This window comes from Pseudomonas typographi (genome assembly GCF_014694385.1).
Taxonomy (GTDB): Bacteria; Pseudomonadota; Gammaproteobacteria; order Pseudomonadales; family Pseudomonadaceae; genus Aquipseudomonas; species Aquipseudomonas typographi.
In genome coordinates this window covers 187,903-205,427 of sequence record NZ_JAAOCA010000001.1, presented here as the reverse complement: position 1 = coordinate 205,427, position 17,525 = coordinate 187,903, and the positions used below count along the sequence as shown (strand labels likewise).

Genomic DNA, 17,525 nt, shown 5'->3' with positions numbered 1-17,525 from the left:
GCCCACCTGCTGGTGCTGTTTGGAGAGCCTGAAATGAGTCAAAAACAATACGTTGCCGCCCTGAGCGAGTCGGCCGAGGTCGATCGGCAATCGGTGCAGCCGTTTCCGCGTTCGGAAAAAATCTACGTACAGGGCTCTCGCCCCGATATCCGCGTACCTATGCGGGCCATCAGCCTGGATGTTACCCCCACCGACTTTGGCGGTGAAATCAACGCGCCGGTGCTGGTGTACGACACCTCCGGCCCCTACACCGACCCAAGCGTGACCATCGACGTGCGCAAGGGCTTGGCCGATGTGCGTTCGGGCTGGCTCGAAAGCCGCGGCGACACCGAGCGCCTGGCCGGGTTGTCGTCCCATTTTGGCCTGCAGCGCCTGGCCGACCCGGCCTTGGCGGCGCTGCGTTTCGCCCATATGAACAACCCACGCCGGGCCAAGGCCGGTGCCAACGTGACGCAAATGCACTATGCCCGCAAAGGCATCATCACCGCCGAGATGGAGTACGTTGCCATCCGCGAGAACATGAAGCTACAGGAAGCCCGCGCCGCCGGCCTGCTGGCCGAGCAACACCCCGGGCATAACTTCGGCGCCAGCCTGCCCAAAGAAATCACCGCCGAGTTCGTGCGCCAGGAGATCGCCCGTGGCCGCGCGATCCTTCCGGCCAACATCAACCACACCGAACTTGAGCCGATGATCATTGGCCGCAATTTTTTGGTGAAGGTCAACGGCAACATCGGCAACAGTGCGCTGGGCTCTTCGATCGAAGAAGAAGTGGCCAAGCTGACCTGGGGCATTCGCTGGGGCTCGGATACGGTGATGGACTTGTCTACCGGCAAGCACATTCACGAAACCCGCGAGTGGATCATCCGTAACTCACCGGTGCCGATCGGCACCGTGCCGATCTACCAAGCGCTGGAAAGAGTCGGCGGGGCTGCCGAAGACCTGACCTGGGAGCTGTTCCGCGACACCCTGATCGAACAAGCCGAGCAAGGCGTGGACTACTTCACGGTGCACGCCGGCGTGTTGTTGCGCTATGTGCCACTGACCGCGAAGCGGGTGACCGGTATCGTCAGCCGTGGCGGCTCGATCATGGCCAAGTGGTGCTTGGCGCACCACCAAGAAAACTTTTTGTACACGCACTTCGATGAGATGTGCGAAATCATGAAGGCTTACGACGTGAGCTTCTCGCTGGGTGATGGCTTGCGCCCTGGGGCGATTGCCGATGCCAACGACGCGGCGCAGTTCGGTGAGCTGGAAACCCTCGGCGAACTCACCCAGGTGGCGTGGAAACACGATGTGCAAACCATGATCGAGGGCCCAGGCCATGTGCCCATGCAGTTGATCAAAGAGAACATGGACAAACAGCTCGAGTGCTGCGACGAGGCGCCGTTCTACACCCTCGGCCCGCTGACCACCGACATCGCGCCGGGCTACGACCACATCACCTCGGGCATCGGGGCGGCGATGATCGGCTGGTTTGGCTGCGCCATGCTCTGTTACGTCACGCCCAAGGAGCACCTGGGCTTGCCGAACAAAGACGACGTGAAAACCGGGATCATCACCTACAAGATCGCGGCCCATGCCGCCGACCTCGCCAAGGGCCACCCCGGCGCGCAAATCCGCGACAACGCCCTGTCGAAGGCGCGCTTCGAATTTCGTTGGGAAGACCAATTCAACCTGGGCCTGGACCCTGACACCGCGCGGGCCTACCACGATGAAACCTTGCCCAAGGAGTCGGCTAAGGTGGCGCACTTTTGCTCGATGTGCGGGCCGAAGTTCTGCTCGATGAAAATCACCCAGCAGGTGCGGGAGTACGCCGCCACCCTGCACATCGACAGTGTCGACGTCACCGTGCAGGAAGGCTTGCGTGAACAGGCGCAGCGCTTCAAGCAGGAAGGCAGCCAGTTGTATCGCAAGGTATGACGCCCACCGGGCAGGGGACCCCGCCTGCCCGGCCGCCTTGTTCATTTTTTCAAGAGACCGCCATGAACCCAGTTTCCTATTCACCCAATGCCGTGATTGGCACCGACCAGCGTGTGCTGGGCGGGCGCGACCTGTTTTCCCTCTGGTTTTCCTTGGGCGTTGGCCTGATGGTGTTGCAAACCGGCGCGCTGTTGGCGCCGGGCCTGGGCCTGGCGCAAGGGTTGTTGGCCATCGTGCTCGGTACCCTGGTGGGTGTGCTGCTGCTGGCCAGCGCTGGCACCGTCGGCACCGATACCGGCCTGTCGGCCATGGCCGCGCTGCGCCAGAGCCTGGGCCGGCACGGTGCGGCACTGCCGGCGCTGCTCAACCTGCTGCAACTGGTGGGTTGGGGCGCCTTCGAAATCATCGTGATGCGCGATGCCGCCAGCCTGTTGGGCGCCAAGGCTTTCGGCGAGCATTCGGTACTGGCCCAGCCACTGGCCTGGACGCTGCTATTCGGTGCCCTGGTCACCTGGCTGGCGGTGGCCGGGCCCTTGACCTTCGTGCGCCGGGTATTGCGCAAATGGGGGATTTGGCTGCTGCTGGCGGCATGCCTGTGGCTGACGGGCAACCTGCTGTACCGGGCCGACCTTCACACCCTGTGGCAACAGGGGGGCGATGGCTCGCTGCCGCTGGCGGTCGGCTTCGACATTGCCATCGCCATGCCGCTGTCGTGGCTACCGCTGATCGCTGACTATTCGCGCTTCGGCCGTAGCGCGCGCAGCACCTTTGGTGGCACCGCTCTGGGGTTCTTCTTCGGCAACCTGTGGCTGATGGGCTTGGGCGTCGCCTACACCCTGGCGTTCGCCCCCAGCGGCGAGGCCAACGCCTTGTTACTGGCACTGGCCGGTGCTGGCCTGGGCGTGCCGTTGTTGTTGATCCTGCTCGATGAATCTGAAAACGCGTTTGCCGATATTCATTCGGCTGCCGTGTCGGTAGGCCTGTTGGCCAAACTGGCGGTACGCCACCTGGCACTGGGTATTGGTGTGTTGTGCACCCTGATCGCCGCCTTCGCGCCGCTGGCCCAATACCAGAACTTCTTGCTACTGATCGGCTCGGTGTTCGCACCGCTGTTCGGCGTGGTGCTGGTGGACCACTTCATGCTGCGCCGGCGCCAAGCCGGTGAAGCCCTGCGGGCCTTCGGCTGGCCGGCGTTGCTGGCGTGGGCGGGCGGGGTGGCCACCTACCAGGTGTTGGCCAACGTTTACCCCGACGTAGGAGCTACGCTGCCCTCGCTGCTGCTTGCCGGCGTGCTTTACGCCTTGCTGGGCCGCGCTTTCAACCGCGCGCCGGCACCAGCTCGGGTTTGATGACGCCACTTAGGCGTGCGTAGGGGATGGCCAGTTCGATGTGGCCCAGTGCATAGGGCGCCAGCGTGCTCACATCGTATTTGAGCACCACGGCCGCCTGGGTCAAGGCGATGTTCTCGGTTTTCTGGAACGGCCACTGCTTGACGAAACCGGCATCTTGGTCCAATTTCGTGTTGATCAGCCAACCCCGGTGGGCCTCTTGCGCGGCCAGCCAAAAGGCGGTTTCTTGCCCGGGTACGAGCATATCGCCCAGGCCCAGCGCTTTGTGTTGGGCCCGTGAATAATTAATAAACCCGCGCCCAGGCGCGCCATGGGCGCCGCCTTGGTCGAGGTAGCTCGAAAGCTCCACGATCACCAAGCCGTCATGCTGTTCGCGTACCTTGGCCTGCAAGTAGGTGGCAGAGCGGGGCGGGGCGCTGGCCAGAAACTGCTGTTCGAATGCCTGCAGGCTTGGTGGCGTGGGGTGTACGCCAGCCATGCCGAGCAGGCGCTGTTGTATCTGCCCATCCAGCGCTGGCTCGCTGGGAAAGCGCACGGCGTCGACGTTCACCAGTGGGCAGTCGGCGCTGTCGCAGCCAGGCTTGATGTGTTCCCAAGCGTCACGTTGCGCCGGTAGCGGCTTGTCGTAGTCGGGTTGGAACAGGCTCTGGCAAGCACCCAGGGCCAAGGCAATAAGGGCCAGGGCAAAGCATTTCGACAGCGACATGGTAGTCCTTCGGCTTCAAAGATCGTGGTTGGACTATAAACGGCACCCTCAGTTCGCGACCAGCCTTGTATGGTGGCCCAACCGTTCGCACAAGCGCTGATGCGTTAAAAAGGGTGTAGCCAATGGCTGAAACACCACACTCGCGCTTGAATTATCCGCGCACCTGCCCTACACACACTGTCTAACCTGCCGTTTGCCGCCCAGGTGCTGCGTAAGGCCGGCGGGCGCGATAGGATGCCAAACCCCATGCGAGATACGAGGAATGCCATGACAGACGCGACCCACTCCGTACCGAGCAAGGTCGAGATCGACAAGCGCGAAAACTGCTTCACGGGGTTTTACAAGGTCGATAGGCTGTACCTGCGCCACGAGCTGTTCGCGGGCGGTATGGGCCGGCAGGTCAGCCGTGAACTATTCGTGCGCCACGACGCGGTGTGTGTGCTGCCTTATGATCCGGCTGCCGATGCGGTGGTACTGATCGAGCAGTTTCGCGTCGGTGCTATGAAGAAGGTCGCCAACCCGTGGTTGATCGAGATGGTCGCCGGGCTGATCGACAAGCCCGGCGAGCCACCCGAGGAGGTTGCGCACCGCGAAGCGGAAGAGGAAGCTGGGCTTGCACTGAAGCGGTTGTGGCCCATCACTTCGTATTTTCCGTCGCCCGGCGGTAGCGATGAATACGTGCATTTGTACTTGGGGCAATGCGACAGTAGCCAGGCTGGCGGCCTGCACGGCCTCGAAGAAGAAGGCGAAGACATCCGCGTGAAGGTTTGGCCGTTCGAGGACGCGCTGCAGGCCGTGCGCGACGGCAAGATCATCAACGCGGCGGCCATCATTGCCATCCAATGGTTGGCCCTTAACCGCGACGAAGTAAGGGGGATGTGGAAGTGAATCTGTTGCGCGAACGCTACCGGGTCGACCTGGCCGGGTTGCAAGCGGCCTGCGAGGCCAATTACGCACGTTTGATGCGCCTGCTGCCCGGCATGCGCGTCGATCAGCGTTCGCGCCGTATCGCCATCAGCCAAGCCGACCAGATGCTCGGCGTGCTGGTGATCGAGGTCGCCCAGGCTGGCCCCTATACCAGTACCTTGTGGGTGAGCCAGCAACACGGCCTGCCGTGGTTGCCGGTACCCCATATGGAAGTGCAGGTTTACCACGATGCGCGCATGGCCGAGGTTATCGGCGCCGAGCATACTCGGCGCTTTCGCAGCATCTACCCGTACCCCAATGCGGCCATGCACCAGCCCGACGAAAAAGCCCAGCTCAACCTGTTCCTCGGCGAATGGCTCAGCCACTGCCTGGCCTGCGGCCACGAGTACGAAACGGTCAGGTAGCACCTGGCCAACACGGCAAACGCCGCACACCCGGGCCGGGCCGCGCCGCAGGCTACCACCCAAGCATTTGCCGGTTTCGCCTGTGCGCACCATAATCGCAGCACATTCGCCCATGGGAGACGGCCTTGCCGAACGTTTACGCGACCCCCGATGACTCGGTGTTGTTGCTACAACTGACCGACAGCCATCTGTTCGCTGAAGAAGACGGCACGTTGCACGGCATGAACACCGCTGCCAGCCTCGAACAGGTGGTGCGCCAGGCGCTCGCCGAACTGCCCGCCATCGACCTGCTGCTTGCCACCGGCGACCTGTCCCAGGATGGCACGGCGGCGTCGTACCAGCGCTTTGCCCAGACGACCGCGTGCATCAAGGCCCCGAAACGCTGGCTTGCTGGTAACCACGATGAACCCGCAGTGATGCAGCAGCTCTACGGCGAACGCGAACTGCTCGACCCAGTGACCGATATGGGTAACTGGCGCGTGGTGATGCTCGACTCGACGGTGCCGGGCTCGATACCGGGGGTATTGTCCACCGACCAACTGCGCTTGCTGGAGGATGCCCTGGCCGACGAGCCCAGCCGCCACCACCTGGTTTGCCTGCATCACCACCCGGTCTCAATCGGCTGCGCCTGGATGGAGCCCATCGGCCTTCGCAACGCCGGGGAATTTTTCGAGGTGACCGACCGGTACCCGCAAGTACGGGCCATCCTCTGGGGGCACGTCCACCAGGAATGGGACACCCTGCGCAACGGCGTGCGCCTGCTTGCCTCGCCCTCGACCTGCATTCAGTTCGCCCCGCGCGCCGAGGCTTTCGCCCTGGACCGCATTGCACCAGGCTACCGTTGGTTGCGCCTGCACCCTGATGGCAACCTGGAAACAGGCGTGGTGCGGCTGCCGGGGTTCGAGTTCAGCCAACACCCCGGCGGCAGTGGCCACTGATGGGCATACTGTACATCCACGGCCTTAACAGTTCGCCAGCCTCGCGCAAGGCGCAGCAGCTCAGCACCGCCATGGCCCTGTTGGGCATGGCCGGGCAGGTTCAGGTGCCGGCGTTGCATCACCACCCGCGCCAGGCCATGGGCCAGCTTGAGCACGCCATTGAAACATTGGGTGGTGCGCCATTGCTGGTCGGCAGTTCGCTGGGGGGCTACTATGCCACCCACTTGGCGCAACGGCATGGCTTGCAGGCGCTGCTGGTCAACCCGGCGGTCAACCCCCACCGCTTGTTCGACGGCGCCTTGGGCACCCAGCGCAACCTCTACAGCGGCGAAACCTGGGAGCTTACCCGTGATCACATTACCGCCTTGGCCGAACTGGAAGTCGCACCACCGGCCTGTGGCGGGCGGATCCGCGTATGGTTGCAGGCGGGCGACGAAACCCTTGACTATCGCCATGCCGAGCGCTTTTACCAAGGCTGCGTGGTCGACGTGCAAGCGGGCGGGGACCATGGCTACCAAGGCTTCGGCCAGCGTTTACCCGAGCTGCTGGCCATGGCCGGTATCGCTCCGGAACGCTGCCGGGGCATTGACTTTTCAATGATTTAAACCTTATGACGACGAGACCCATGGCCAACCCCAGCGCTAGCGCCTATAACGCAGACGCCATCGAAGTCCTCTCGGGCCTCGACCCGGTACGCAAACGCCCGGGCATGTACACCGATACCAGCCGGCCCAACCACTTGGCCCAGGAAGTGATCGACAACAGTGTCGACGAAGCCCTGGCCGGGCACGCCCGTGCGATCGAGGTGGTCCTGCATGCCGACCACTCCCTGGAAGTGACCGACGACGGCCGCGGCATGCCGGTGGATATCCACCCCGAGGAGGGCGTATCGGGGGTAGAGCTGATTCTGACCAAGCTGCACGCCGGCGGTAAGTTCTCCAACAAGAACTACCAGTTCTCCGGGGGCCTGCATGGGGTCGGCATCTCGGTGGTCAATGCGTTGTCCACCCAGGTGCGGGTACGCGTCAAGCGTGATGGCAACGAGTACCAAATGACTTTTGCCGATGGCTTCAAGGCTACCGACCTCGAAGTGATCGGCACCGTGGGCAAGCGTAATACCGGCACCAGCGTGTATTTTGCGCCGGACCCAAAGTATTTCGATTCGCCCAAGTTTTCCGTGAGCCGCCTCAAGCACGTGCTCAAGGCCAAGGCGGTGCTGTGCCCGGGCCTGGCGGTAAGCTTCGAAGACAAAGGCACCGGCGAAAAAGTCGAGTGGCACTACGAAGACGGCCTGCGCTCCTACTTGGCCGATTCGGTGGCCGACTACCCCCGGTTGCCGCTGGCACCGTTCTGCGGCAGCTTGGCCGGCAACCAAGAGGCGGTCGATTGGGCCCTGCTGTGGCTGCCCGAAGGCGGCGAGAGCGTGCAGGAAAGCTACGTTAACCTGATCCCCACGGCCCAGGGCGGCACCCATGTGAACGGCCTGCGCCAGGGCCTGCTCGATGCCATGCGCGAGTTCTGCGAATTTCGCAACTTGCTGCCGCGGGGGTTGAAGCTGGCCCCGGAAGATGTATGGGAGCGCATCGCCTTCGTGCTGTCGGCCAAGATGCAAGACCCACAATTCTCCGGCCAAACCAAGGAACGGCTGTCGTCACGCCAGGCGGCGGCGTTCGTCGCCGGCGTGGTCAAGGATGCCTTCAGCCTGTGGCTCAACGAGCACCCTGAGTTGGGCTTGCAACTGGCGGAGCTGGCGATCAGCAACGCCGGCAGGCGGCTGAAAGCGAGCAAAAAGGTCGAGCGCAAGCGCATCACCCAGGGGCCGGCACTGCCCGGCAAACTGGCGGACTGCGCTGGCCAGGACCCGGCCCGGGCTGAGCTGTTCCTGGTCGAGGGCGATTCGGCCGGCGGTTCGGCCAAGCAGGCCCGCGACAAAGAATTCCAGGCCATCCTGCCGCTGCGCGGGAAAATCCTCAACACCTGGGAAGTCGATGGCAACGAAGTATTGGCCAGCCAGGAAGTGCACAACATCGCCGTGGCCATCGGCGTGGACCCAGGCGCCGCGGACCTCGGCCAGTTGCGCTACGGTAAAATCTGTATCCTCGCCGACGCCGACTCCGATGGCCTGCACATCGCAACGCTGTTATGCGCGCTGTTCCTGCAGCACTTCCGGCCTTTGGTAGAGGCGGGGCATGTGTATGTCGCCATGCCGCCGCTGTACCGCATCGATTTGGGCAAGGACATCTATTACGCGCTGGACGAAGCCGAGCGCGATGGCATTCTCGACCGCCTGGTGGCCGAGAAAAAGCGCGGCAAACCCCAGGTAACGCGCTTCAAGGGTTTGGGCGAGATGAACCCGCCGCAACTTCGTGAAACCACCATGGACCCGAACACTCGGCGCCTGGTGCAGTTGGCGCTGGATAACCCCGAACCCACGCGCGAGATCATGGACATGATGCTGGCCAAAAAACGCGCGGGTGATCGTAAGAACTGGCTGGAATCCAAGGGCAACCTGGCCGAGGTGCTCGTTTGACGCCATGGGTCGCCCTGCTGTGCGCGTTGCTCGCCCTGGTGCCGTTGGCCCGGGCAGAGCCGCTGGAGCTTGAGCTGGTGGCGGAGCACCCGATCGATGGCATGCCCAGCGGCAACCTGTCGGGCCTTGCGCTGTGTGGCGGCCAGTTGTGGGGCGAGTCGGACCGCGACGATGACCGCATCTACCGCTTCGACCGCACCCACGCCGTATGGCAAGCCGAGCCGCGGCGCTTCGAGGTGCCCGAACCGCCGTCCAGCGGCTTGGCCTGGAACATACGCCTCGCTGCCTGGGCGGCCGGTTTCGTGCGCGGCGGCGCGCACGACTTCGAGGGCATCAGTTGCGACCAGGCCGAAAACGCCTACCTGGTCAGCGAGGCGCATGCCGCGGTGTTGCAGGTGCCGCCCAGCGGGCCTGCGCGTTGGCTTGCCATCGACCCCCAGGTGGTGCAACAAGCCCGCCACGCCGGCCTTTTGCAAAACTTCAACGCTATTTTCGAAGGGTTGGCGGTGGCGCCTGGCGGTGACCGCCTGTGGCTAGCCGCCGAACGTGAGCGCCGGGGCCTGGTCGGCCTGGTGCGCCACGGCGAACGCTGGGGGTGCGACGGGCCATGCGTGTTGCTCAGCGAGGATGGCGAGCAGCTTGCGCCCACGGGCCTGGCGCAACGTTTCCCGTTGCACCTGGATTTTTCCGACTTGGCGCTGTACCGCGGTAAGTTGTTCACCCTCGAACGCAATGCCTACCGTATCTGCCGGCGGGATACCACTAGCAGCGACGTCGAGGCCTGTTGGTCGTTCGCCGCCACGGCGCGGGTGCCGGCACGGCAGTACCATCAGCCCTACGGCCTGACCGAAGCGCTGGCGGTGGACGCCGAGGGCGCCTGGGTGGGTACCGACAACAACGAACAGCCGCGTAACGATGGTGAGCAGCGCCCGGTGGTCTGGCGTTTCGCCGCCCCGCCGGGTGGCTGGATGGCCTCGCCATGACGGCCGCCCCGCCGGGCCGGCGCGCGGGCCGTTTGCTGCTGGTTATCGCCTGGGGCGCGGGGCTGTTCCTGGCCACGCGGTTCTTTGGCCAGTGGGAACGGCACCAGGAAAACCCCAACCCTGTGGTAGCGTCTACCCACGGCCAGGGGTATGTGCAGGTCAGCCTGCAAGCCAATCGCCAGGGGCATTTTGTTGCCAGCGGGCGGATAGACGGCCGCCCGGTGATGTTGATGCTCGATACCGGCGCCACCGAGGTGGCGGTGCCCGAGGGGGTAGCCCGTGAACTTGGCTTGGCCAAGGGCCTGCCCGTGGTGTTGAGCACGGCCAATGGCCGGGTCGAAGGCTTTCGCAGCCGCTTGCGCGAGCTGCAAGTAGGCGACATCCACCTGGCTGGGGTGAGCGCGGTAGTGATTCCCGGCCTGGGCGACGATACGGTGCTGCTGGGCATGAGCGCGTTGAAACGACTTGAATTTACCCAGCGCGGCGGCACACTGCTGCTGCGCCAGAACCTGAACCAATGAGGCTTGCATGAGCAACTCCCTGGATCTCAGCCTGGACGGTGTGGAACGCCGCTCGCTGGCTGACTTCACCGAACAGGCCTACCTCAACTATTCGATGTACGTGATCATGGACCGGGCATTGCCGCACATCGGCGATGGCCTCAAGCCCGTGCAGCGCCGCATTGTGTACGCCATGAGCGAACTGGGCCTGGATGCCGACGCCAAGCATAAGAAATCGGCCCGTACCGTGGGTGATGTGCTCGGTAAGTTCCACCCCCACGGCGATTCGGCTTGCTACGAGGCCATGGTGTTGATGGCCCAGCCGTTCAGCTATCGCTATACGCTGGTCGACGGCCAAGGCAACTGGGGTGCGCCGGACGATCCGAAATCGTTCGCCGCCATGCGCTACACCGAAGCACGGCTGTCGCGTTATTCCGAGGTGCTGCTCAGCGAACTGGGCCAGGGCACGGCGGATTGGGTGCCGAACTTCGATGGCACGCTGGACGAACCGGCGGTGCTGCCGGCACGCTTGCCCAACATATTGCTCAACGGTACCACCGGCATCGCCGTGGGCATGGCGACCGACGTACCGCCGCATAACCTGCGTGAAGTGGCTGCCGCGTGCGTGCGCCTGCTCGACGAGCCCAAGGCCACGGTCGAACAACTGTGCGAGCACATCCCCGGCCCGGACTACCCGACCGAAGCGGAGATCATCACGCCGCGCAGCGAACTGCTGAAACTCTACGAAAACGGACGCGGTTCGGTGCGTATGCGCGCGGTGTACCGCGTCGAAGACGGCGATATCGTGATCACCGCGTTGCCGCATCAGGTGTCCGGGGCCAAGGTGCTCGAGCAGATCGCCGCGCAGATGCAGGCCAAGAAGCTGCCGATGGTGGCCGACCTGCGGGATGAATCGGACCACGAAAACCCCTGCCGCATCGTGATCATCGCGCGCTCGAACCGGGTTGACGTCGATGGGCTGATGCAACACCTGTTCGCCACCACGGACCTGGAAACCAGCTACCGGGTCAATATCAACATTATCGGCCTGGACGGCCGGCCGCAGGTGAAGAACCTGCGCGCGCTGCTGCAGGAGTGGCTTGAGTTCCGCATGCGCACGGTGCGCCGGCGCCTGCAGTTCCGCCTCGACAAGGTCGAGCGCCGCCTGCACCTGCTCGAAGGTTTGCTGGTGGCCTACCTCAACCTGGATGAAGTGATCCATATCATCCGTACCGAGGAGCATCCCAAGGCCAAGCTCATCGAGCGTTTCGCCTTGTCCGAGGTGCAAGCCGACTACATCCTCGACACCCGCCTGCGGCAATTGGCGCGGCTTGAGGAAATGCGAATCCGCGACGAGCAAGCGGCGCTGGCCCGGGAGCGCGATCAGTTGCTGGCGTTGCTGGCCAGTGAACCGAAGCTGAAAAAACTGATGCGCAACGAGCTGCTGGCTGATGCCAAGACCTACGGCGACGCCCGTCGCTCGCCGATCGTCGAGCGTGCCGAGGCCAAGGCCCTGGCCGACAACGAGCTGATGCCCACTGAGCCTGTGACCGTGGTGCTCTCGGAAAAAGGCTGGGTGCGCTGCGCCAAGGGCCATGACATCGACGCCACCGGGCTGTCCTACAAGGCCGGGGATGGCTTCAAGACCGCCGCCCAGGGCCGCTCCAATCAGTTTGCGGTGTTCATCGACTCGACCGGGCGTAGCTATTCGGTGGCCGCGCACACGTTGCCGTCTGCCCGTGGCCAGGGCGAGCCATTGACGGGCCGGCTGGCGCCGCCGCCGGGCGCGCAGTTCGAATGCGTATTGATGCCCGATGACGATGGCCTGTATGTGGTTGCCTCCGACGCCGGCTATGGCTTCGTAGCCAAAGGCGAAGACCTGCAAGCCAAGAACAAGGCAGGCAAAGCCTTGGTGAGCCTGCCCAGCGGCGCCAAGGTGATGCCGCCGCGGCCATTGGCCAACCGCGAGCAAGACTGGCTCGCCGCGGTAACCAGCGAAGGGCGACTGCTGGTTTTTCGCATTGCCGACCTGCCCCAACTCGCCAAGGGCAAGGGCAACAAGATCATCGGCATCGCCGGTGAGCGCGTCGCCAGCCGTGAGGAATACATGACCGACCTTACGGTAATCGCCGAAGGTGCGAGCCTTGTATTGCAAGCTGGGAAGCGTACCCTATCGTTGAAACCCGCCGACCTTGAACATTACAAAGGTGAGCGTGGCCGCCGTGGCAATAAACTGCCGCGGGGTTTCCAGCGCGTCGATGCAATGGCGGTCGAACCGGCAAATGGATAGCCTGCGCCCCTGGGCTGCACGAAAATAATCTTTCGCGCGGCCTAATCGGCGTCTGGTACTGGAGAAATGCGGTACATTCACGGACAATATGCCACTGTCGCGGCGTATCGTCTCGCTGTGTAGTTTTAATCTGTGCATGTTACCGCGGCATTCTCGTATTGGCCGCCTGGATGGAATGATGACTTTCTTGCGCCTTCCAATCGCTTTGTTGCTCACAGGGGTTCTGGGGCTTGCCGGTTGCAGCGTTCGCCAGCCTGCCGCGCTCTACCAGCTCGACTCCGGTAACCCCGGCCAACCCAAGCAGGCCGGCATGGCCGTGCTACTGGGCCCGGTTTCGGTGGCCGATTACCTACAGCGGGAAACCCTGCTGCAGCGCCAGAACGACGGTAGCCTGACCGCCTCGGCCGATGGCCGTTGGGCCGGTAGCCTGTCGGCGGACATCGACCAGCTACTGCTGCGCCAACTCGCTTGGCGGCTCGACAGCCAGCGGGTGATGCTGGCGCCCACCGCCAGCAACTTCACACCTGACGTACAAGTGCTGCTGTCGATTACCCGCCTGGACTCCGGCAAGGGCCAGCCTGCGGTGCTGGATGCACAGTGGCGCCTGATCGACCGCCGCGGCCAGGTGCGTGACAACAAGATTGTCCACCTGGAAGAGAAGCACGCCGGCGGCACGGCGGCGCAAGTACAGGCGCAGGGTGTGCTGTTGCAACGCCTGGCCGAGCAATTGAGCGCTGCCTTGAAGCCGTTGGCCAACCAACCGGCCGTGGCCGACGGTTCGCGTAAGGCCCAGGCGCAAGCGCGCAAGGGTGATACGCCGGAAAAACCCAAAATCCCCCTGGCCACGCCGATCAGGACGGATATGGAAGTGTTCAGGTTCTAGTGTGGTGGTCCAGAAGTTAGCTGCACAATGTTGACGGTGCCTTTTGCTGCCGCGGCTCGCCTCGGCCGGCAACAGACCATTCACGCAGCGGCGCCTGTCGAACGTTAAATAGCGCGCAGGGCCGTGCTTACACAGCCATGAGCACGTTGGCTCTCTTCTCTTAAGGAAATCCTGAAAAAGACTTCCCGATTTGGCAAAATCCCGGGACATCAATCGCCGAGCTTTTCGATGATGAAGCAAATGACCTTCGCCGATGCCGAGTAAGCCAGTAAGCGCAAGCAGATCCGCAAAGAGCTGTGCCTGATCGAGATGGACCGGGTTGTGCCATGGAAGGGGTTGCTCGCATTGATCGAGCCGCATTACCTGATGGGCGAAGGCGGCCGTCCGGCGTATCCGTTGATGGCGATGCTGCGGGTTCACCTCATGCAGAACTGGTCCGGTTACAGCGATCCGGCGATGGAAGAAGCGCTGTACGAGACGACCATCCTGCGCCAGTTTGCCGGACTGAGCCTGGAGCGCATTCCGGACGAAACCACCATTCTCAACTTCCGTCGGCTGCTGGAGAGGCATGAGCTGGCCGCCGGGATTCTGGGTGTGATAAACGGCTACCTGGGTGACAAGGGCCTGTCGCTGCGCCAGGGCACCATCGTCGACGCCACACTGATGCATGCCCCGAGTTCGACCAAGAACAAGGACGCCAAGCGCGACCCCGAGATGCATCAGACCAAGAAGGGCAACCAGTACTACTTCCGCGCCAAAGCTCACATTGGAGTCGACGAGGACTCAGGGCTGGTGCACAGTGTGGTGGTCACTGCGGCCAACGTCGCGGATGTAACCCACGTCGACAAACTGCTACACGGCACCGAGAACGTGGTCTGCGCTGATGCGGGCTATACCGGTGTCGAGAAGCGCAAAGAACATGCGGGACGCAAAGTCATCTGGCAGGTTGCTGCCAGGCGCAGCAGCCACAAAAAACATGGAAAACGCAGCGTATTGTACAAAGCGATACGCAAGATCGAGAAAGCCAAAGCTCAGGTTCGCGCCAAGGTTGAGCATCCATTTCGGGTGATCAAGCGCCAGTTTGGTTATACCAAAGTGTGCTTCCGGGGCTTGGTGAAGAACACAGCTCAAATGGTGACGCTGTTCGCCTTGTCAAACCTGTGGATGGCGCGTCGACATTTGCTCTGCGGCGTGGGAGAGGTGCATCCGTAATGGGGAAAATGGCTGCTACGAGGCACTCGCAGCAGCAAAAAACATGAAGTGGTCGGCAGATTTGACCGATTTTGAGCAGCTGTGGTTTTTGAAAGCGCCGATGGCCCAGTCGCCGAAAAATAGGCCGTTACTTCAGACCATCCCTAGCTGCTTGTTCGGACTCTGCAGGGAGCAATTCAGCCCGAAGCGTTCGACGCACTGACGTAACGGCAGCTGCCACTTGGCGCCGGCGGATCGAGGGTGAGTAGTCGCGGGCCCCCGGGGCATGGTCTCCAGGCTGACGTGCGGGAGGAGGCATATTTTTTGCTTTGCTAACAATTAACATCCAGATAGCTAGCAAAGGAAAGGCCTCAATACCATGATCGCTACGTCCACTCGTGCCGTGATTTGCACGCCCCATGCCCAGGCAAGTACCGCAGGGATGCGGGTTCTCGACGCGGGCGGCACCGCCATCGATGCGATGCTGGCGGCCAGTGCCATGCTGGCAGCGGTGTTCCCCCACATGACCGGTCTGGGCGGGGATGCCCTTTGGATGATCCACGACAGCAAGGTGCGCACCATCGTGGGGATCGGCCAGGCCGGGCAGCGTTTGCCTGAGTGCGGCGCCATCAGCGTGCGGGGTCCGGCGTCGGTCGCCAGCACGGCGGGTGCGATGGCGAGTTGGCAGACGGCGGCGAACATCAGTCGCCACGAGTGGAACTCAAGGCTGGGTTGGGCCGACCTATTGGAAGACGCCGCGAGCGTGGCAGATGCGGGCGTCCCGATTTCGCAGTCGCAACTGTTCTGGCAAACCCTGCGTCGGCCACTGATCGAGCAATTACCGGACCTGCACCGTCTGTGCAAGACCGATGGGCGCTGGCTAGGCGAGGGCGATACGCTGCGTCAGCCAGAGTTGGCCAACACCCTCCGTCATCTGGCAAAGCACGGTGTCGAGGATTTCTACACCGGCAAACTTGCCCAGGCGTTCGGCGAGGCATTCGATCAGCTCGGTTGCGGTTTGACGACGGCCGATCTCGCCGCCACGCAGGCCCACGAAATCGCACCGATTTCGGTACGTTACCGCGAAGGCCGACTCTACAACGTCGCGCCGCCGTGCCAGGGCCTTTACACGTTGCAGGCCATGGCCGCGCTGCAGCACAAGCCACTGGCGCAGGTCGGCAACGGAAGCGCGCTTTACTACCACTATCTGGTTGAAGCCATCAAACAGGGCCTGCTGCGACGTAATGAGCAGTTGTGCGACCCGCTGATCAATCCCTGGGATTTTGCCGCCAGTCTCGACGACGCGCAGATCCGGCATTACGCCGATGCCATCGATGATCAGCGTGCCGCGCCGTGGAACGAGCCGGGGCGTTCCGCCGATACGGTGTGGATGGCCGCGACGGATGCCCAGGGTCGGACGGCCTGCTTGATCCAGAGCCTTTTTCACGACTTCGGTTCGGGCTGCATCCTCGGTGATACCGGTGTGCTGTGGCAGAACCGCGCGGCAGGTTTCAACGCCAAACCTGAGCACGTCAACGGCTGGGCGCCCGGCAAGCGTCCGGCGCACACGCTCAATCCGTCCTGCTACCTTGCGGACGATGGTCGGCGCTGGTTCTTCGGCACGCAGGGGGGCGATGGCCAGCCGCAGACGCAGATAGTGCTGGCGACCCAGCTGATCGACTATCAGCAGCCCATCGATCTGGCCCTGCAGACCCCGCGCTTTCTGTTGGGCCGCAGCTTTTTCGACAGCACCGACAATCTAAAGCTGGAGGGCGACATGAGCGCCACGACGATTGAGGGCCTTGCGGCGCTGGGGCATGAGGTGGAAATCATTCCTGCCCGCAGCCCCATGACGGGCCACGCCGGGGTCATCGCCATCGATACCGACGGTGTGCGCCGAGCCATGCATGATCCGCGCGGCGAGGGCACCGGCGTTGGGCAGGCGGGCTGATCATGAACCGTGTATTTGCCGCGTGCGGGCGGCTGGCGGATAATGCCGCCGATTGCCCGCCACCCGCAGCCGTGTGTGTTGGCATGAGGCTTTCTGGACAACAGAGGAAAGGATGGGGTTGAGCACTGTCACCGCCAAGCAGCTTGAGGTGCAACGTATCGCCGATGCGCTGTTCAAGGCTATCGCGCAGCATCGCCTGCCGCCTGGCACCCGGTTGGTCGAAGCCCAGATTGTCGAAACCTTGCAGGCCAACCGCAATCATGTGCAGGCAGCGCTACAGCGGCTGGCGATGCAGAAAGTGGTGACCATCGAAGCCAATCGCGGCGCCATGGTTGCCCAGCCAACGGCCAAGGAAGCGCGAGATATTTTCAGTGCCCGTCGCGCCATCGAACGGGCGATTGTAGAGGCCATCACCCCGGCCGTCATGCGCAAACAGCGGTCGCGCATCACCACCCATATGAACAACGAGCGCAAAGCCACCAGCGGTACCGACCGCCGCGCCATCGTCCGCGAGCTGAGTGAATTTCACCTGCTGCTCGGCGAGATCAGCGGCAATACCGTGCTCAGCGATATCCTCGGCAACCTGATGGTGCGCAGCTCGTTGATCGTGGCGCTGTATCAGCGTAACGACGTGCCGTCCTGTGCTTCGGATGAACATCAGGACATCATCACCGCGCTTGAAAAAGGCGATAACGCCAAGGCCGTCGCGGTCATGCTGGAACACCTGGACGAACTGGAACGGCAGCTGGCGCTGGAAGAACGCGTGTCCGGGGAGTTCAACCTCAAGGAGGCGTTGAGTGATTGATACAGCGCGAGACTTCGATCGCGGTGTGTCAGGTGATACGGCGTTGACAGGTTTGCTGCCGGTACCGGCAGATCGCGGCACAAGCCACGCTTCCACGCCTTCGGCAGAAGCAGCAGGCTGACCCCGGCGTCGAGGGCTGTGTGATCTG

15 protein-coding genes are annotated in these 17,525 nt (G+C 63.1%); 14 read left to right on the top strand and 1 reads right to left on the bottom strand.

All coding sequences use genetic code 11. The features are described 5' to 3' along the window. Positions 1-33 precede the first annotated feature (33 nt). Both thiC and cytX read left to right on the top strand, forming a co-directional pair. Positions 34-1,920 (top strand): phosphomethylpyrimidine synthase ThiC, encoded by a 1,887-nt coding sequence (thiC, locus tag HAQ05_RS00930; RefSeq protein ID WP_190416699.1) that lies wholly within the window; start codon positions 34-36, stop codon positions 1,918-1,920. 62 nt (positions 1,921-1,982) lie between these two features. Continuing rightward, positions 1,983-3,269 (top strand): putative hydroxymethylpyrimidine transporter CytX, encoded by a 1,287-nt coding sequence (gene cytX / locus HAQ05_RS00925; protein WP_190416698.1) that lies wholly within the window; start codon positions 1,983-1,985, stop codon positions 3,267-3,269. On the opposite strand, the gene HAQ05_RS00920 is transcribed toward cytX, so the two are convergent. Further along, a complete protein-coding gene (locus HAQ05_RS00920) occupies positions 3,238-3,975 on the bottom strand; it encodes an RsiV family protein (protein WP_190416697.1) in 738 nt (245 codons plus the stop codon). The two genes, cytX and HAQ05_RS00920, sit on opposite strands and share 32 nt — an antisense overlap. Before the next feature lie 267 nt (positions 3,976-4,242). Between HAQ05_RS00920 and HAQ05_RS00915 the strand changes: the two genes are divergently transcribed. The 12 genes from HAQ05_RS00915 to HAQ05_RS00860 all read left to right on the top strand — a co-directional run bounded on the left by HAQ05_RS00915 (position 4,243) and on the right by HAQ05_RS00860 (position 17,377). Beyond that, complete coding sequence (locus tag HAQ05_RS00915) at positions 4,243-4,863, top strand: NUDIX domain-containing protein (RefSeq protein WP_190416696.1); 621 nt, start codon at positions 4,243-4,245, stop codon at positions 4,861-4,863. Further along, on the top strand, positions 4,854-5,306 hold the full coding sequence (locus tag HAQ05_RS00910; RefSeq protein WP_190416695.1) for a DUF1249 domain-containing protein: 453 nt from the start codon (positions 4,854-4,856) through the stop codon (positions 5,304-5,306). Before HAQ05_RS00915 ends, HAQ05_RS00910 begins: the two co-directional genes overlap by 10 nt. A 125-nt stretch (positions 5,307-5,431) precedes the next feature. Then, the gene (gene cpdA, locus HAQ05_RS00905; protein WP_190416694.1) at positions 5,432-6,244 is read left to right on the top strand and encodes a 3',5'-cyclic-AMP phosphodiesterase; all 813 of its coding nucleotides are present in this window, start codon (positions 5,432-5,434) and stop codon (positions 6,242-6,244) included. Continuing rightward, on the top strand, positions 6,244-6,849 hold the full coding sequence (locus HAQ05_RS00900; protein ID WP_420825728.1) for a YqiA/YcfP family alpha/beta fold hydrolase: 606 nt from the start codon (positions 6,244-6,246) through the stop codon (positions 6,847-6,849). The genes cpdA and HAQ05_RS00900 overlap by 1 nt, the downstream gene beginning before the upstream one ends. A gap of 20 nt (positions 6,850-6,869) precedes the next feature. Continuing rightward, the gene (parE, locus tag HAQ05_RS00895) at positions 6,870-8,774 is read left to right on the top strand and encodes a DNA topoisomerase IV subunit B (RefSeq protein WP_190416773.1); all 1,905 of its coding nucleotides are present in this window, start codon (positions 6,870-6,872) and stop codon (positions 8,772-8,774) included. Further along, positions 8,771-9,757 (top strand): esterase-like activity of phytase family protein, encoded by a 987-nt coding sequence (locus tag HAQ05_RS00890; RefSeq protein ID WP_190416693.1) that lies wholly within the window; start codon positions 8,771-8,773, stop codon positions 9,755-9,757. Before parE ends, HAQ05_RS00890 begins: the two co-directional genes overlap by 4 nt. After that, positions 9,754-10,278, top strand: coding sequence for a retropepsin-like aspartic protease family protein (locus tag HAQ05_RS00885; RefSeq protein WP_190416692.1), 525 nt, complete (start codon positions 9,754-9,756; stop codon positions 10,276-10,278). Before HAQ05_RS00890 ends, HAQ05_RS00885 begins: the two co-directional genes overlap by 4 nt. A 7-nt stretch (positions 10,279-10,285) precedes the next feature. Next, positions 10,286-12,547, top strand: coding sequence for a DNA topoisomerase IV subunit A (gene parC, locus HAQ05_RS00880; protein WP_190416691.1), 2,262 nt, complete (start codon positions 10,286-10,288; stop codon positions 12,545-12,547). A gap of 175 nt (positions 12,548-12,722) precedes the next feature. Next, positions 12,723-13,430, top strand: a complete 708-nt coding sequence (locus tag HAQ05_RS00875; RefSeq protein ID WP_190416690.1) for a PqiC family protein — start codon at positions 12,723-12,725, stop codon at positions 13,428-13,430. Between the two features lie 282 nt (positions 13,431-13,712). Further along, positions 13,713-14,642: an IS5 family transposase gene (locus HAQ05_RS00870; RefSeq protein WP_338050077.1), complete on the top strand. Its 930-nt coding sequence runs from the start codon at positions 13,713-13,715 to the stop codon at positions 14,640-14,642. A 358-nt stretch (positions 14,643-15,000) separates the two neighbouring features. Continuing rightward, positions 15,001-16,572, top strand: a complete 1,572-nt coding sequence (locus HAQ05_RS00865) for a gamma-glutamyltransferase family protein (RefSeq protein ID WP_190416689.1) — start codon at positions 15,001-15,003, stop codon at positions 16,570-16,572. A gap of 112 nt (positions 16,573-16,684) precedes the next feature. Beyond that, positions 16,685-17,377: a GntR family transcriptional regulator gene (locus HAQ05_RS00860; RefSeq protein ID WP_190416688.1), complete on the top strand. Its 693-nt coding sequence runs from the start codon at positions 16,685-16,687 to the stop codon at positions 17,375-17,377. Positions 17,378-17,525: the final 148 nt, after the last annotated feature.

Bases quoted from the DNA above. Each gene is read 5' to 3' on its own strand.
- HAQ05_RS00900 (WP_420825728.1), top strand. From the start codon at position 6,244: ATGGGCATACTGTACATCCACGGCCTTAACAGTTCGCCAGCCTCGCGC.
- cytX (WP_190416698.1), top strand. From the start codon at position 1,983: ATGAACCCAGTTTCCTATTCACCCAATGCCGTGATTGGCACCGACCAG.
- parE (WP_190416773.1), top strand. From the start codon at position 6,870: ATGGCCAACCCCAGCGCTAGCGCCTATAACGCAGACGCCATCGAAGTC.
- HAQ05_RS00865 (WP_190416689.1), top strand. From the start codon at position 15,001: ATGATCGCTACGTCCACTCGTGCCGTGATTTGCACGCCCCATGCCCAG.
- HAQ05_RS00860 (WP_190416688.1), top strand. From the start codon at position 16,685: ATGGGGTTGAGCACTGTCACCGCCAAGCAGCTTGAGGTGCAACGTATC.
- HAQ05_RS00885 (WP_190416692.1), top strand. From the start codon at position 9,754: ATGACGGCCGCCCCGCCGGGCCGGCGCGCGGGCCGTTTGCTGCTGGTT.
- HAQ05_RS00915 (WP_190416696.1), top strand. From the start codon at position 4,243: ATGACAGACGCGACCCACTCCGTACCGAGCAAGGTCGAGATCGACAAG.
- parC (WP_190416691.1), top strand. From the start codon at position 10,286: ATGAGCAACTCCCTGGATCTCAGCCTGGACGGTGTGGAACGCCGCTCG.
- thiC (WP_190416699.1), top strand. From the start codon at position 34: ATGAGTCAAAAACAATACGTTGCCGCCCTGAGCGAGTCGGCCGAGGTC.
- HAQ05_RS00875 (WP_190416690.1), top strand. From the start codon at position 12,723: ATGATGACTTTCTTGCGCCTTCCAATCGCTTTGTTGCTCACAGGGGTT.
- HAQ05_RS00920 (WP_190416697.1), bottom strand. From the start codon at position 3,975: ATGTCGCTGTCGAAATGCTTTGCCCTGGCCCTTATTGCCTTGGCCCTG.